15 protein-coding genes are annotated in these 15313 nt (G+C 71.8%); 7 read left to right on the plus strand and 8 right to left on the minus strand.

Annotated features, from left to right (window positions below; translation table 11 throughout):
• Positions 1 to 108: 108 nt before the first annotated feature.
• Positions 109 to 693 (minus strand): DUF2017 domain-containing protein, encoded by a 585-nt coding sequence (locus AMK29_RS04995; RefSeq protein ID WP_073807900.1) that lies wholly within the window; start codon positions 691 to 693, stop codon positions 109 to 111.
• Positions 693 to 998, minus strand: coding sequence for an ATP-dependent Clp protease adapter ClpS (gene clpS, locus AMK29_RS05000; RefSeq protein WP_073807902.1), 306 nt, complete (start codon positions 996 to 998; stop codon positions 693 to 695). Before clpS ends, AMK29_RS04995 begins: the two co-directional genes overlap by 1 nt.
• 111 nt (positions 999 to 1109) lie before the next feature.
• Here clpS and AMK29_RS05005 point away from each other — a divergent pair, with 111 nt between their 5' ends.
• The gene (locus AMK29_RS05005; protein WP_073807904.1) at positions 1110 to 2438 is read left to right on the plus strand and encodes a nicotinate phosphoribosyltransferase; all 1329 of its coding nucleotides are present in this window, start codon (positions 1110 to 1112) and stop codon (positions 2436 to 2438) included.
• A 97-nt stretch (positions 2439 to 2535) separates the two neighbouring features.
• Positions 2536 to 3135 (plus strand): nicotinamidase, encoded by a 600-nt coding sequence (locus AMK29_RS05010; protein WP_073807906.1) that lies wholly within the window; start codon positions 2536 to 2538, stop codon positions 3133 to 3135.
• Positions 3136 to 3160: 25 nt separating this feature from the next.
• Here the strand turns inward: AMK29_RS05010 and AMK29_RS05015 are convergent, their stop codons facing one another.
• A complete protein-coding gene (locus AMK29_RS05015; protein WP_073807908.1) occupies positions 3161 to 3472 on the minus strand; it encodes a hypothetical protein in 312 nt (103 codons plus the stop codon).
• A 123-nt stretch (positions 3473 to 3595) separates the two neighbouring features.
• Positions 3596 to 6058, minus strand: coding sequence for an immune inhibitor A domain-containing protein (locus tag AMK29_RS05020; RefSeq protein ID WP_073807911.1), 2463 nt, complete (start codon positions 6056 to 6058; stop codon positions 3596 to 3598).
• A gap of 327 nt (positions 6059 to 6385) precedes the next feature.
• Between AMK29_RS05020 and AMK29_RS05025 the strand changes: the two genes are divergently transcribed.
• Complete coding sequence (locus AMK29_RS05025; RefSeq protein WP_073807914.1) at positions 6386 to 6664, plus strand: hypothetical protein; 279 nt, start codon at positions 6386 to 6388, stop codon at positions 6662 to 6664.
• A gap of 23 nt (positions 6665 to 6687) precedes the next feature.
• On the opposite strand, the gene AMK29_RS05030 is transcribed toward AMK29_RS05025, so the two are convergent.
• Entirely contained in the window at positions 6688 to 7473 is a 786-nt protein-coding gene (locus tag AMK29_RS05030) for an RDD family protein (protein WP_073807916.1), read from the minus strand.
• A 77-nt stretch (positions 7474 to 7550) separates the two neighbouring features.
• Positions 7551 to 9038, minus strand: a complete 1488-nt coding sequence (locus AMK29_RS05035; RefSeq protein ID WP_073807919.1) for an RDD family protein — start codon at positions 9036 to 9038, stop codon at positions 7551 to 7553.
• A 302-nt stretch (positions 9039 to 9340) separates the two neighbouring features.
• On the opposite strand from AMK29_RS05035, the gene AMK29_RS05040 reads away from it, so the two are divergent.
• The gene (locus tag AMK29_RS05040) at positions 9341 to 9832 is read left to right on the plus strand and encodes an SsgA family sporulation/cell division regulator (RefSeq protein ID WP_073807922.1); all 492 of its coding nucleotides are present in this window, start codon (positions 9341 to 9343) and stop codon (positions 9830 to 9832) included.
• 17 nt (positions 9833 to 9849) lie between these two features.
• On the opposite strand, the gene AMK29_RS05045 is transcribed toward AMK29_RS05040, so the two are convergent.
• Positions 9850 to 11217: an FAD-binding oxidoreductase gene (locus AMK29_RS05045; RefSeq protein WP_073807925.1), complete on the minus strand. Its 1368-nt coding sequence runs from the start codon at positions 11215 to 11217 to the stop codon at positions 9850 to 9852.
• A gap of 99 nt (positions 11218 to 11316) precedes the next feature.
• Between AMK29_RS05045 and AMK29_RS05050 the strand changes: the two genes are divergently transcribed.
• Positions 11317 to 12723 (plus strand): tetratricopeptide repeat protein, encoded by a 1407-nt coding sequence (locus tag AMK29_RS05050; RefSeq protein ID WP_241845108.1) that lies wholly within the window; start codon positions 11317 to 11319, stop codon positions 12721 to 12723.
• A 150-nt stretch (positions 12724 to 12873) separates the two neighbouring features.
• On the opposite strand, the gene hppD is transcribed toward AMK29_RS05050, so the two are convergent.
• Positions 12874 to 14019, minus strand: a complete 1146-nt coding sequence (gene hppD, locus AMK29_RS05055) for a 4-hydroxyphenylpyruvate dioxygenase (protein ID WP_073807930.1) — start codon at positions 14017 to 14019, stop codon at positions 12874 to 12876.
• A gap of 121 nt (positions 14020 to 14140) precedes the next feature.
• Here hppD and AMK29_RS05060 point away from each other — a divergent pair, with 121 nt between their 5' ends.
• Complete coding sequence (locus AMK29_RS05060; RefSeq protein WP_073807933.1) at positions 14141 to 14614, plus strand: Lrp/AsnC family transcriptional regulator; 474 nt, start codon at positions 14141 to 14143, stop codon at positions 14612 to 14614.
• 84 nt (positions 14615 to 14698) lie between these two features.
• Complete coding sequence (locus AMK29_RS05065) at positions 14699 to 15295, plus strand: ArsR/SmtB family transcription factor (RefSeq protein WP_073807935.1); 597 nt, start codon at positions 14699 to 14701, stop codon at positions 15293 to 15295.
• The last annotated feature ends 18 nt before the right edge of the window (positions 15296 to 15313 follow it).

Raw genomic sequence — 15313 nt, forward strand, 5'->3', positions numbered from 1 at the left:
GACGGCAAAGCGGACGCTCTGATAACGCATTCGTTATCCGGATTTGAGCGTCCGCTGAGCGAACATTCGATGCCGCTCGGATGTCGCTCAGGTGCCGGCGGCCTCGGGTCAGGACATCAGGGTCTCGATGAGGGACTCCTGGAGCGCTCCCAGCCAGAGGTACGCCATCACCATCGGCTTGCGCGGGTCGGAGTCCGGCAGCCGGTACAGCTGCTCGCTCTCCTCGTCGTCGGTGACCTCCAGGCGGGTCCCGATGGTCAGCCGGAGGTCGTTGAGCGCGCCGAGCCAGGCGCGCGCCTCCTCCGCGCTCAGCTTCAGGACCGCGCCGCCCTCGCCGGCGGCGTCGGCCGAGAGGGCGTCGAGGGCGCGCACCACGACGAGGGCGTCCTCGCGCTTGCGGGCCCGCAGGTCGTTCTCGGTGTAGCGGCGGAAGTCGGAGGCGGCCGCGCGCAGCTCCTCGCTGTCGTCGCCGTACGCGTCGGGGAAGAGGCGCCTGAGCGCGGGGTCGGACGGCGGCTTGCTCGGGCCCTCGGCGAAGAGCGCGGCGAGCGGGTCCTCGTCCTTGGCGGGCTCGTCGCCCGGTCCGATCAGCTCCATGAGCTGGACGGCGAGGGAGCGGAGGATGGAGATCTCGACGTCGTCGAGGGCGACGGCGGCGCCGCCGCCGGGCAGGGTCTCGAAGTGGCCGGCCATCAGAAGCGGTCCTGGGAGAGCGTCGCCCAGAGGCCGTAGCCGTGCATCGCCTGCACGTCGCGCTCCATCTCCTCGCGGGTGCCGCTGGAGACCACCGCGCGGCCCTTGTGGTGCACGTCGAGCATCAGCTTGTGCGCCTTGTCCTTGGAGTAACCGAAGTACGACTGGAAGACGTAGGTCACGTAGCTCATCAGGTTGACCGGGTCGTTGTGCACGAGGGTCACCCATGGCACGTCCGGCTCGACGACGGCGGAGACCTCCTCGGCCGATTCCGTACGTTCGATCTCAATAGGCGCGACGCTCACTCACCCCATGCTGCCACCCCGGGGGGCCCGTCGCACAAACGGGTCGGGGCTTCCCCACACGCATGGCCTAGAAATCGTCACTCTGACGATTTCTGCGCTAGCATCGCTGACATGAACGCTGCGGACCTTGGGCTCCCGGTGGACGTGCCGTCGACCGCGCTCTTCACCGACCAGTACGAGCTGACCATGCTCCAGGCGGCCCTCAGGGGCGGCACCGCCGACCGGCGCTCCGTCTTCGAGGTCTTCACCCGGCGGCTGCCCGAGGGGCGGCGCTACGGCGTCCTCGCGGGCGTCGGCCGGGTCCTGGACGCCGTCGAGAACTTCCGCTTCGACCCCGCCGTCCTGGGCTTCCTGCGGGAGCACGGCATCGTCGACGAGCCGACCCTCGCCTGGCTGGCCGGCTACCGCTTCTCCGGCGACATCTGGGGCTACCCCGAGGGCGAGGTGTACTTCCCCGGCTCCCCCCTGCTGCGCGTCGAGGGCTCCTTCGCCGAGTGCGTGCTCCTGGAGACCGTGATCCTCTCGATCCTCAACCACGACTCCGCCATCGCCGCCGCCGCCTCCCGCATGTCCGCCGCCGCCGGCGGGCGCCGCCTGATCGAGATGGGCGCCCGGCGCACCCACGAGCTGGCGGCGGTCGCCGCCTCCCGCGCCGCGTACGTCGGCGGCTTCGACTCGACCTCGGACCTCGCGGCGGGCTTCCGCTACGGCATCCCGACCGTCGGCACCTCCGCCCACGCCTTCACCCTGCTCCACGACAGCGAGCGGGACGCCTTCCGGGCGCAGGTCGACAGCCTCGGGCGCGGTACGACCCTGCTCGTCGACACCTACGACGTCGCCGAGGCCGTCCGTACCGCCGTGGAGGTGGCCGGGCCCGAGCTCGGGGCCGTCCGGATCGACTCGGGCGACCTGCTGCTCGTCGCCCACCGGGTGCGGGCGCAGCTCGACGAGCTGGGCGCGCGGGACACGAAGATCGTCGTCACCTCGGACCTCGACGAGTACGCCATCGCCTCGCTCGCGGCGGCCCCGGTCGACGCGTACGGGGTGGGGACGCAGCTGGTCACCGGCAGCGGCCACCCGACCTGCTCCATGGTCTACAAGCTGGTGGCGCGGGCGGCCTCGGCCGACCTCAAGGCGCCCCTCGTCCCGGTCGCCAAGAAGTCCCTGGGCGGGAAGGCCTCGGTCGGCGGGCGCAAGTGGGCGGCGCGCCGGCCCGACGCGTACGGGATCGCCGAGGCGGAGGTCGTGGGCACCGGGCCCGTACCGCCGGAGCTCGCCGACCGGCAGCTGCTGGTCGAGCTCGTGAAGGGCGGCGACGTGGTGGCCAGGGAGCCGCTGGAGGCCGCCAGGTCCCGGCACATCGCGGCCCGCGACGGGCTGCCGATGTCGGCGGTGCAGCTCTCCCGGGGCGAGCCGGTGCTGCCGACGGAATACGTGTAGAAGCCCCGAACGGAGGATCGGGACGCCCCCTCCCGGTGGGAGGGGGAAGTCTCTAGGCTCGACCCCACCCCTCCCCGACGCGTTAAGGAAACCCGCCATGCACCGCGCATTGATCGTTGTGGACGTGCAGAACGACTTCTGTGAGGGCGGCAGCCTCGCGGTGACCGGCGGCGCGGACGTCGCCGCCGCCATCACCGACCTGGTCGGCCAGACGGCGGGCACCTCCTACCGGCACGTGGTCGCCACCCGCGACCACCACGTCGATCCGGGCGCCCACTTCGCCCCGGCCGGCGAGGCGCCGGACTACGTCACGTCCTGGCCGGTGCACTGCGTGGCCGGTACGGAGGGGGTGGGCTTCCACCCGAACTTCGCGCCGGCCGTCGCCAGCGGGGCGATCGACGCCGTCTTCGACAAGGGCGCCTACGACGCGGCGTACAGCGGCTTCGAGGGGCGCGACGAGAACGGGCTGACGCTCGCGGAGTGGCTGCGGGAGCGGGACGTCACCGAGGTCGACGTGGTGGGCATCGCCACCGACCACTGCGTCCGGGCCACGGCCCTGGACGCGGCCCGGGAGGGCTTCCGGACCCATGTGCTGCTCGACCTGACGGCGGGCGTCGCGAAGAAGACGACGGACCGGGCGCTGGAGGAGCTGCGGACGGCGGGCGTGGAGCTCACCGGCAAGCCGGTGGTGGTCTGACCCCGGCCGTGCCGCGCCGGGCGCTCTAGGCCACGGGTTCCCTGGGGAGGGACCGTACGGGGTGCCAGAGCTCCTGGGCGGCGCCGGGGGTGGATCTCCACAGCAGGCCGTCCGGGTGGTGCAGGACGGCCGTGACCTCGTCCGGGGTGGGGGGCTCGGTGTTGCCGCGGAGGTAGACCGCCCGCAGCCCCAGGTTGCGCAGCCGGGTGAGGGCGCGGGCGCGGTTCGCGGCGTGCACCAGGAAGCGGACGGTGACGCCGTCGCGGGCCGGGCTGGGCAGCCCTATCGCGACGACCACGCTGCCTCCGGGCAACTTGCAGAACCCTCCGTTGGGCATGCGTAACCACTCCCCCGTGGATCGACTGTCAATAAGAAAAGCGTCAGACGCACCTAAACACGATCGGCCGCCGCCCGCTAGTGGGGCGACGGCCGATCATGCTTTGACCTGCGGTTTTACCGATTACTTGGTGGAGGGACCCACGCGGACCGTGATCGTCTGGCCGTTGAGCGGCTCCTTGACGACCTCGATCTTGGTGTTGGTGTCAGTTACCTTGACACCGGCGCGGGCGGTCTCCTGGAACCAGTAGGTGCCCTTGCGGTCGTCGAAGACCGGGTTGCCCTTCTGGGAGTTCACCCACGTCGCGACGTCCGCCTTGTGGAGCTGGAGGGCGTCGGTGCGGTAGGTGCCGAAGGTGGAGTCGTACGCCTGGACGCGGTTGCGCATCAGGGTGCCGTCCTTCCACTTCAGCGGGGTCGGGTGGGAGTCGACCGGAAGGATCAGACCCTGGCCCGGGTGGACCGCGGTGTTGTTGTCCTTCTGGGAGAGGTCCCACTTCCAGATGAGCAGGCCGTTCTGGTACGGGTAGTGCTCGACCCAGCTCGACTTGTCACCGGTGAACCCGAAGTTGTACGGGCCGACCTTGAGGGTGGCGTCGTACGAGACGTACTGGCGGTTCTCCGCGATGTAGTACTGGTCGTACTCCTTGGTGAAGCCCTTGCCGACCCGCGAGAAGCCCTTGGCGACCCAGCCGTTGTCACCGTTCTCGGCGCCGTCGGAGAAGACGGTGGCGCCGTCGGCGGTCACGGTGATGGCGTCGGCCGTGAAGCCCTTGCCGCCCGCGCCGCCGTCCGTCTGGTAACGGAACCGGAGGTCGAACTTCTTGCCCGCGTAGGCGTCGAGGCCGTAGACGAGCTTCTTGTGCGTGCCGGAGACGTCCGTCAGCGCCGGGGCGCCGCTCGCGTCACGCGGGATGGCCTTGCCGTCGGCGGTGCCGTCGAGGGCCGTCCAGTTGGCGCCACCGTCGGTCGACACCTCGGCGTAGAGGTAGTCGTAGTCGAGCTCGATGTCGTACCAGCCCTGGAGCTCCAGGGAGGCGGACGTCTTGCCCGTCAGGTCGACGGAGCGGGTCAGGGTGTTCTTGAGGTCGTCACCCATGTTGCTCCACCACTGCGACGCACCCTCGGCGGGGGCGACGACGTCGGTGGTGACGGCCTTCTTCGGCAGCTCGACGACGAGTGCCTGCGGGTTCTTGGTGTTGTACGCGGCCACACCCAGCTTGTGCGTGGAGTTCCACGCACGGGCCTCGTTCGCCACCTTGGTGTAGTTCAGCCAGCCGAGCTGCAGCTTGTCCCAGGCGTTCATGTCGCCGGGCAGGTCGCCGATGGCGTCCTTGCCGCGGCCGAGCCAGGAGCCGGAGGACATGAGCGACCAGTAGCCGGTCGAGTTCTCGGCGCCGGGCAGGCCGGAGGTGTCGTACAGGTCGGGCAGGCCGAGGTCGTGGCCGTACTCGTGCGCGAAGACGCCGAGGCCGCCGTTCTCGGGCTGCATCGTGTAGTCGCCGACCCAGATGCCGGAGTCGCCGATCTGCGTGCCGCCGGCCTTGTTGTTGGCCGGGCCGGTCTTGCCGGCGTTGGTGCCGTACGCGTACCAGCGGTGGGCCCACAGGGCGTCGCCGCCCTGGGCGCCGCCGCCCGCCGACTCGTCCTCGCCCGCGTGGACGATCTGGAAGTGGTCGATGTAGCCGTCGGGCTCGTTGAAGTTGCCGTCGGCGTCGAAGTCGTACCGGTCCCAGAGGTCGTACTGGGCCATGTCGGCCTTGATCTGGGCGTCGGTGCGGCCCTTGGCCTTCTGGTCGGCGACGAAGGCGGTGACGCCGTCGCGGACCGCGTCCCAGACGTTGGCGCAGTTGCTGTTGCCGCAGTAGTTCGAGCCGTAACGGGCCTCGTTGTACTCGACCTTGACCCAGTCGGAGACGCCGCCCTCGACCGAGTAACGGCCGGACGAGGTCTTCTCGTAGTAGGTCTTCAGCGACTCCTTGGGCTGTCCCTTGGCGTCCTTGCCGGTGCCGAAGTACAGGTCCTGGAAGTGCTGCTGGTTGTAGTCCGCCTGCCAGGCCGTGGAGTTGTCGTTCTTGCGGTCCGGCTCGGCTATCTGGTTGTGCAGCGGGCCGGGCGTGCCGCCGAACTTCGGCTTCAGCTCGTCCGTGTCGTCGTCGGCCCGGTTCACCAGGGTGGTGGTGTCCACCTTGTCGCCGAACTCGACGAGGATCGTGAAGATCTTGTCGGTCTTCTCGCGGCCCAGCTCGACGTACTTCTTGCTGTCGAGCTTGACGACCTGCGAGCCGCCGCGGCTCTCGACCTTGGCCTCCCCGCTCAGCACCTGCTCCAGGGCAGCCTTGCGCTGCTGCTCCTGCTGCTTGCTGAACGGCCCCTCGAGGTCGTGGTCGACGGCCGCCTTGTCGACGCCATGGCCGTGGCCGTGGCCGTCGCCGGCGCCGGGCGCCGGGTCGTGACGGACGTCGGCCGGCGTCACGCTGCCGTGATTGTCGGCCCAGGCGGTGGTGAAGGTCGAGGCGGTGGCGGCGGTAGCCGCGAGCGCCACGACGACTGCGGACGTTCTGATCGCCCGTCGTCTGTTGGTCACTTGATGTAGTCCTCCCCGGCGCCCGCGCTCTCGGACCGAAGGTGGGGTGTCCGTCCGGCGGGGTCGCGCGTCACAAGTGACGACATTCGACCGGAGGGAGACGAGAAAAGACAGATCTTGACTTGCACATACCAACTGCACTATGTGGGAGCAGAATTCCGATTATCGGACAGACGAACGGCGCACAGCCATGGAAAGTTGGGACTTTCGTGCCTCCGTGCGCCCCCCGTGCAACGGCACCGTGGGTAAGGTCACGCTTACCCGGCATCCGCCCCGGGCATCGAGCGTCGTAGAGTCGACCCGATGTCCGGAGGGACGGTATCCGTCATGCAGCGTCCGAACGCCGCGCAGCTCGCCTACGGTTCGGCCACCGTCGTGCTCGCGACCGTCGCCCTCCTGCTGCTCTCCCGTACCACGACCGCGCTGGGCATCACGGTGATCAGCCTCGCCGGCCTGCTGCTCGGGCTGCTCGTGACGGTGACGATGCCGGTGCGGACGACACGCGTCAAGGCCTCGGAGAGGGTTCCCGCGACTCCGGGGAACGACGAGGTCCGGATACCGGCCGCGCGCGTGGGCGCGGGGGCCGATACCCGGACCGGTTCGTGACCTGATCCTTCGTCCGTTCCCGCTCAGCGGGCCACGGAGACCACCACCGTCTTCGCCGCCTTGTCGTGCAGACCCTGCTTGTAGGGCTTGTCGACCAGGATCAGGATGAGGATCAGCAGTGGCCACAGACAGGCGCAGCAGATCAGCGTGGGCAGCCACAGCACCACGGCGCGCAGCAGCGACTGGCTCATCGGGGGCGTCGAGCCGTCGTTGAGCATCGCGACCCGCAGTTTCATCAGCTTCTTGCCGAGGGTCTGCCCGTTCTTGGCCGTCAGCACCGTGTCGTAGGCGACGTACGCGACGATCGTGAGGAGCTGGAAGACCAGCTGGCTGCCGCCGTTCAGGCTGTTGACCGTGTCGCCCCAGTCAGTGCCGTCATCGGTCGCCCGCGAGTAGATGTCGAACGGGATGCCGATGATCGCCAGCGGGATCGCGACGATCAGCCAGTCGACGATCCGGGCGAAGATGCGGCGGCCGGACTCGGCGAGCGGCGGCATCCCGGAGAGCGGATCCGTCCCGCCGTAGCCGGCGCCGTACCCGCCGCCGCCGTATGGGGGCGGGGGCATGCCACCGCCGCCGCCGTACGGGGAACCACCCGAGGACCCGTACGGGTCGCCGCCCGACGGGCCGTACGGGTCACCGCCCGAGGGGCCGTAGGGGCTCCCCGGCGGGGGACCTCCCGGGGGCGGACGGTCACCGCCGGGAGGGGGTGGCGGCTGGCCGCCGGAGGGCGGCGGGGGCTCCTGGGGCCTCTTGAGGAACGGGTCCTCCTCGGGCGGCTGGCCGGACGGCGGCTGGTCGGTGCTCATGGGGGCAGTGCATCCCGGGCGCGGCGCCCCCGCAAGGAATCACCGCCCGTTCGGGGGACCCGGGCGATCCCGCCGGATCAGCGCGCCACGAAGGTGCGGGCCGCCTTGTCGTGCCAGCACTGCCGCCAGGGCCGGTCGAACAGGCACCACAGGACGTTGAACACGCCGATGACCAGGAGGCCCAGGACGCTGTAGACGAGCCAGCGGCGCAGGGCCGCCCCGAACCGCGGCGGCTGGTGCGCCTCGATGTCCCGCACCTCGATCCCGCACAGCTTCTTGCCGAGCGTGCGGCCCCACCGGGCGGTGGGCAGCGCCTCGTACAGGACACCGAGGACGAAGAGCGAGGCCAGCGCGATGCCGAACTGGACGGAGGTCGTCCCGTCGAGCAGCCACACCTGGACCGTGACGCCGGACTGCCTCGCCGCCTCGATCTTGCCGTCGATGTGGTCGAGCGCGGCGGTCACGAAGGGGAAGGACGCGCCGCCGACGAGCGCGCCCAGGACCACCGTGTCGATCAGCCGGGCGAGGAGCCGTCTGCCGAGCCCGGCGGGACGCGCCGAGGCCTGCGCACGGGCCGCCTGCACGAACAGGTCGTCGACGGGTGGCTTCCAGGGCACGACGGGCTGCTGCTCCTGCGGCTGGACCGGCTGCTGGACCGGACCTGCCTGCTGGGGCTGCTGCGCCCAGGAGGGCGTGGCGGGAGCGGGGGCGCTCGTGTGCTGCGCGGGGGTGGGCGCGTGCTGTGCGGGCGTGGGCTGCTGCCGTACGGGGGTGGGCGCGGGGGCCGGGGCCGTCGCCGCGGCTTCGGGGGCCGGCCGGGGCTGGGGGCGGGGCCGCGGGTTCGGCTGCGGCTGGGGGCGGGGCTCCGGCGCCGGGGCGGGGGTGGGCACCGGCGTGACCGGCATCCCGCCGAGTCGCGCGGCTCCCCCGGCCGTCCGGGAGTCGGCCGGCCGCTCGGGCGCCGGCGCCTCGGCGGGTTCACTCGCACCGGCGACGGGCCAGTCCGCCGGGGTCCGCGGATCGGGGGTCCGGGGCGCCCCCCAGGAGACCTTCTGGTCCAGGTCGCCGCCGAAGCCGGTCTGGCGCGAGGTGTCCGCCTGCCACGCGGAGGCGGGCTCCTGCGCGGCCGGTTCCTCGTCGAAGAAGACGGGCCCGGTCTCCTCCACCGCCGGTACGGGGGCGGGTGCGGCGGCCTGGGCGGGCGCCGGGGCCGGGACGGGCGCGGACGTCTGGGCGGGCACGTGCGCGGGCGCGGAGTACGACCGCTCGGGTCGGGCGTCGCGTACGGGCTCGGGCCGGGCCTCCCGTACGGGCTCGGGCTCCGGTCGGGTGGGGGCGGGCCGGGTCCGGACCGGCGCGGGTGCCGCGCCCGAGGCCAGGATCGGTCCGGCCGGGGCCGCCGAGGCGGGCGGATGCGGCGGAACCTCGCCCTCCGAGGGAGCGGGCCGGCTCGTGCCGGGAACCCAGGCGCCCCCGTTCCAGTACCGGATGTACCCGGGAATGGACGGGTCCGGGTAGTACCCCGCCTGCGGTACCTCTTCGCCGCCTCCAGGAGGAGTAGCCACTGCCCCGACTCCGTTCAGTCACAACGCCTTTGATCCGCGCGGCCGCGTGCCGGGCGTGCCGCGCCCAAGGAGGACAGTAACGAAGAACGGCCACGGGGGGAGAAGGAGCCCGCGAGAAAGCACCGCCTTCGCACGACACATACCGGAATCGATCACTCATGGTGATGTTCGGGCCGGTGCCTTCCGGCGGGCGGGACCTTCCCGCGGAAAAAACCTCCCGAAGTCGCGTCATACGAGGCGGGTACCGCGCTCTCTCCCGGTGAAGGCCCGCCCGGGGCCGGTCCGCGAGAGGAAGTACCGCCATGCAGAACACCGACGACACCACGGTCGAGCGCGAGCTGGAACTGAAGCTGGTGCTCTCGCCCGAGCGCGCGGTCCCCGTCCCCGCCCGGCTCGCCTACCGCACCGACGACCCGTACGCCGTCCACATCACCTTCCACATCGGCACGGACCACCCCGTCAACTGGACGTTCGCGCGCGAACTGCTCGTCGAGGGCGTCTTCCGGGCCTGCGGACACGGCGACGTGCGCATCTGGCCCACCAAGGTCGACGGCCGCGGCGTCGTCCTGATGGCCCTCTCCTCCCCCGACGGCGACGCCCTGCTCGAAGCCCCGTCCATGCAGGTGTCCGCCTGGCTGGAGCGGACCCTGCACGCGGTGCCGCCGGGCACCGAGTCCGAGCGGCTCGGCATCGACGACGGACTGGCCGAACTCCTCGCGACCACCGTGCTCACCGACGAGCTGTGGCTGCGCGACCCCTGGCCGTCGGACGAGACGCGGGACGGCGAGCTGTGATCCCCGAACCGGTTCCGTCAGAAGAGCTTTCCGGGGTTGAGCAGCCCCAGCGGGTCGAACGTGGCCTTGATCCCGCGCTGGAGTTCGAGGCCGACCGGCCCCAGCTCCCGTGCCAGCCACTCCTTCTTGAGGACGCCGACGCCGTGCTCGCCGGTGATCGTGCCGCCGAGCGCGAGCCCGAGCGCCATGATCTCGTCGAAGGACTCCCGCGCGCGCCGCGACTCGTCCTCGTCGGTGTGGTCGAAGCAGACGACGGGGTGGGTGTTGCCGTCCCCGGCGTGCGCGCAGACGCCGATGGTGAGGTCGTACTTCTCCGCCACGGCCGCCGTGCCGTCGAGCATCTCGGCGAGCCGCGTCCGCGGCACGCACACGTCGTCGATCATCGTCGCGGACCTGATGGTCTCCAGGGCGGTGAGGGAGAGCCGGCGTGCCTGGAGGAGGAGTTCGGACTCGGCGGCGTCCGCGGCCGGGACCACCTCGGTGGCGCCCGCCGCCGCGCACAGCTCCCCGACGGCGGCCAGGTCGGCGGCCGGGTCCGGGGTGTCGAAGGCGCACAGGAGCAGCGCCTCGGTGGAGTCGGGCAGACCCATGCGCGCCAGCTGGTTGACCGCCTGGACGGTGGTGCGGTCCATGAGTTCGAGCAGCGACGGCGTGTGGCCGGCCTCCATGATCGCGCAGACGGCCGCGCAGGCGGCCGCGGCCGAGGGGAACTCGGCGGCGAGCGCGAGCTGCGCCGGGGGCTGCGGCCTGAGCGCGAGCACCGCCTTCACGACGATGCCGAGACTGCCCTCCGAGCCGACGAAGAGCCGGGTCAGGTCATAGCCGGCGACGCCCTTGGCGGTGCGGCGGCCGGTGGTCAGGAGACGGCCGTCGGCGAGGACGACGTCGAGACCGAGGACGTACTCGGCGGTCACCCCGTACTTCACACAGCACAGGCCGCCGGAGGCCGTGCCGATGTTCCCGCCGATGGTGCACATCTCCCAGCTGGACGGGTCCGGCGGGTAGTACAGGCCGTGCTCGGCGACGGCCCGTGAGAGGACGGCGTTGACGACGCCCGGTTCGACGACGGCGATCCGGTCGACCGGGCTGATCTCCAGGATCCGGTCCATCTTGACGAGGGAGAGCACGATGCAGCCCTCGGAGGCGTTGGCGCCGCCGGAGAGGCCGGTGCGGGCCCCCTGGGGGACGACGGGGACGCGGAGTTCGGTGGCGGTCCGCATGACGTGCTGGACCTGTTCGACGGTGCGGGGCAGCACGACGACCGCGGGGGCGCCGGCCGTGCAGAAGCTCGCCATGTCGTTCGCGTAGGAGGCGGTCACGTCCGGGTCGGTGAGCAGCGCCTCGGCGGGGAGCCCGGCGCGCAGCCGCGTCAGAAGATCGTCCATGCGTCCAGCCTGGCACCCGGGGGCCATCGGTGTGAACCCGCCGGGGCGGGTGCTTCGTGTGCTCTTCGTACAGGTGCGCGCGGGCGCACAGTGAGCGCCATGAAGACGCAGAACGTGTCGAGGACGGTCCTGGCGGCCGGAGTGGGCGCGGTGCTCGCGGCGACGGCGCTGCTGTACGTGCCCCAGCTCGTCGGCGAGGGCCCGCCGTCCCCGCCCGGTCCGGCGGAGCGGGCGACGATCGCGGCCCACGCGGGCGCGCAGGCCGCGCTGCCGGACCTGGTCGCGCTGATCACCGACCGGGAGAAGTGGCTGCGCCGGCATCCGGGCGACGACGCGTCCTGGGCGGAGCTCGGGGCGGCGTACACGGAGCGGGGCACGCGGCTCGGGGACGTACAGGACTATCCGCGGGCCGAGCGGGCCCTGCGCCGCTCGCTCGCCGAACGGCCCGCCGCGCGCGGCAATCTGACCGCGCAGCTGGGCCTGGGGGCGCTCGCGGGGGCGCGCGGCGACTGGAAGACGGCGAAGGAGTGGGGCGAGCGGGTACGGAAGGCGGACCCGCGGCGCTGGACCGTGTACCCGGTCCTGATGGACGCGTACAGCGGCCTCGGTGAGTACGAGGCGGCGCGCAAGGCGATGGAGACGCTGGAGAAGCTCCACTCGGGCGCGGTGGTGCGCGGCCGGGCGGCGGGGGCCTACCGCGACCGGGGCTGGCGCGAGGACGCCGACGCGGCGGCCCTCGACGCGGTGGCGCTCGCGCGGACGGGCGCGGACAAGGCGGCCTCCTTCGCACGCCTCGGGGACCTGGCGTGGGAGCGGGGCGAGCCGGACGAGGCGCTGGCGCGGTACGGGGCGGCGCTGACGCTCGTATCGGACCACGGGCCCTCGCTCGCGGGCCGGGCGCGGGCGCTCGCGGCGCTCGGCCGCCCCGAGGACGCCCTCCGCGACTGGCGGGCCGCGCTGGCCAGGCTGCCGCTGCCGGAGTACCTCCTGGAGGCCGGTGAGCTGTACGAGTCGATGGGCCTGGACGGCGACGCGCGGGCCCTGTACGAGCGGCTGCGGGGCGGCACCTGGGCCCGGGGCGAGGTGGCCCTGGCGCTGCTCGACGCGGACCACGGCGCCCCGGCGGCGGCGGTGGCCCGGATGCGGGCGGAGTGGGCGCGCGGGCACCGGTCGGTGCGGGTCGCGGACGCGCTGGGCTGGGCGCTGTACCGGTCGGGGAAGCCGAAGGAGGCGCTGGAGTTCGCGAAGCGGGCCACGGACGAGGGGCTGCGGAGCGCGATGTTCACGTACCACCGGGGTGAGATCGAGCGGGCGCTCGGCGAGCAGGGCCCGGCGCGCCGCCACCTGGCGGAGGCGCTGCGGATCAACCCGTACTTCTCGCCGCTCCACGCCCCGAGGGCGCAGGACGCGGTGACGACGCTGGGCGAGCCGCCGGACGAACTCCCGGAGGAGCTGCGGCCGGAAGCGCCGAGCCCGCGGCCTCCGGCGGGGACACGGCCGTCCTGAGCCCGCTGGGCCCGCCCGGGTCGCGGGCAGGGCGAGGGGCCCGGAGGGGTGCTGCGGGCACGGCGAAGGGGCCCGGAGGGGTGCTGCGGGCACGGCGAAGGGGCCCGGAGCGGTGCTCCGGGCCCCTCGGTGTCGGCGGCCGCAGGTCGACTACAGGTTGCCGCGCTTCTCCTGCTCGCGCTCGATCGCCTCGAACAGGGCCTTGAAGTTGCCCTTGCCGAAGCCCATCGAGCCGTGGCGCTCGATCATCTCGAAGAAGACGGTCGGACGGTCCTGGACCGGCTTGGTGAAGATCTGCAGCAGATAGCCGTCCTCGTCGCGGTCGACGAGGATCTTCAGCTCGCGCAGGGTCTCGACGGGCACCCGGGTCTCGCCGGCCCACTCGCCGAGGGTGTCGTAGTACGAGTCGGGGGTGTCGAGGAACTGGACGCCCGCCGCACGCATGGAGCGCACGGTGGCGACGATGTCGTTGGTGGCGAGGGCGATGTGCTGGACGCCGGCGCCGCCGTAGAACTCCAGGTACTCGTCGATCTGCGACTTCTTCTTCGCGATCGCCGGCTCGTTGATCGGGAACTTCACCTTGAGGGTGCCGTCCGCGACGACCTTCGACATGAGCGCCGAGTACTCGGTCGCGATGTCGTCGCCCACGAACTCCTTCATGTTCGTGAAGCCCATGACCTTGTTGTAGAAGCCGACCCAGTCGTTCATCCGGCCGAGCTCGACGTTGCCGACGCAGTGGTCGATGGCCTGGAAGGTGCGCTTGGCCGGCGGCTCGACGATCGGGTTCGCGGAGACGAAGCCCGGCAGGTAGGGGCCGGTGTAGCCGGAGCGCTCGACGAGGGTGTGGCGGGTCTTGCCGTACGTCGCGATGGCGGCGAGGACGACGGTCCCGTGCTCGTCCTTGACCTCGTACGGCTCGTCGAGGCCGGTGGCGCCGTGCTCGACGGCGTAGGCGTACGCGGCGCGCGCGTCCGGCACCTCGATCGCCAGGTCGACGACGCCGTCACCGTGCTCGGCGACGTGGTCGGCGAGGAAGCGGCCCCGGTCGGTGGAGACCTTGATGACGGAGGTGAACACGAAACGGGCGGAGCCGTTGGTGAGGACGTAGCTGGCGGTCTCGCGGCTGCCGTTCTCCGGTCCGGAGTAGGCGACGAGCTTCATGCCGAAGGCCGTGGAGTAGTAGTGCGCGGCCTGCTTGGCGTTGCCGACGGCGAAGACGACCGCGTCCATGCCCTTCACGGGGAAGGGATCGGCCTGCCGCGCCGTGGAAGGGGTGTGATCGATGGTCTCAGTCATGGGAGCAGCGTCGCGCCGTCTCGCAAGGTGCGCAATAGTTCGCTGAGGGACTGGTCAATGTGTACAGCGTTCCGGCAGCATCAGCGGGCTACTTGTACATGGTGACCATCGGGAGGCGTTCGTGGCGATCGATCATTTGGACGGCCGGCTGATCGTCCTGCTGGCACGCGAACCGCGCATCGGGGTCCTGGAGGCCTCGCGCCGGCTCGGCGTGGCGCGCGGGACCGTGCAGGCGCGGCTTGACCGGCTCCAGGCGAGCGGGGTGATCCGGGGCTTCGGGCCGCAGGTGGACCCGGCGGCGCTCGGCTATCCGGTGACGGCGTTCGCGACGCTGGAGATCAAGCAGGGGCAGGGCGCGGACGTGCGGGGGCATCTGGCGACGGTGCCTGAGGTCCTTGAGCTGCACACGACGACGGGCCACGGCGACATGCTGTGCCGGCTGGTGGCCCGCTCGAACGCCGACCTCCAGCGGGTGATCGACAAGGTGGTGGCCTTCGAGGGGATCGTGCGGGCGTCGACGGCGATCGTGATGGAGAACCCGGTGCCGCTGCGGATCATCCCGCTGGTGGAGCAGGCGGCGGAGGACGCCGGCTGAGGAGTGGGTTCCGGTGAGCGAATCCAAAGGAGTGGTTGCAAAGAAACCCTTGCAAGGACTCCTTTGCAACTCTAGGCTGAGGTCATGCCAGAGCCTGACGAGCAGCCCGACGCGCCCCTGCCGAGCCGCACCCTCGACCCGCGCTCCCTGCGCGGGCTCGCCCACCCCCTGCGGATCCAGCTGCTGCGCGCCCTGCGCCGCCACGGACCCGCCACCGCCTCCCGACTCGCCGAACGGCTCGGCGAGTCCAGCGGCGCCACCAGCTACCACCTCCGCCAGCTCGCGGCCCACGGGTTCGTCACCGACGACCCGACCCGCGGCAAGGGGCGCGAGCGGTGGTGGAAGGCCGCCCACCAGGGCACGAACTTCGACGAGACCCTCCACCGGAACCCGGACCCCGAGGTCCGGGGCGCGCTCGACCTCCTCATGCACGAGATCGCGACCATCCACACCCAGGAGATGTCCACCTGGGTCGCCACCCGGCACACCTGGGACGAGGCCTGGTACGGCGCGTCGGACTTCAGCGACTTCACGCTGACCCTGCCGCCCGAGCGGCTGCGCGAACTCAACCTGAAGATCCACACCCTGATCGACGAGTACCGCGACACCGCCGACCCCGAAGCGCCCGGCGCCGCCCGCGTACGGATGCACCTGCACGCGTTCCCCCAGCACGAGGACTGAGCGCCCCGCACCCCGGCC

The sequence above is a fragment of the Streptomyces sp. CB02261 genome (assembly GCF_001905665.1).
Taxonomy (GTDB): domain Bacteria; phylum Actinomycetota; class Actinomycetes; order Streptomycetales; family Streptomycetaceae; genus Streptomyces.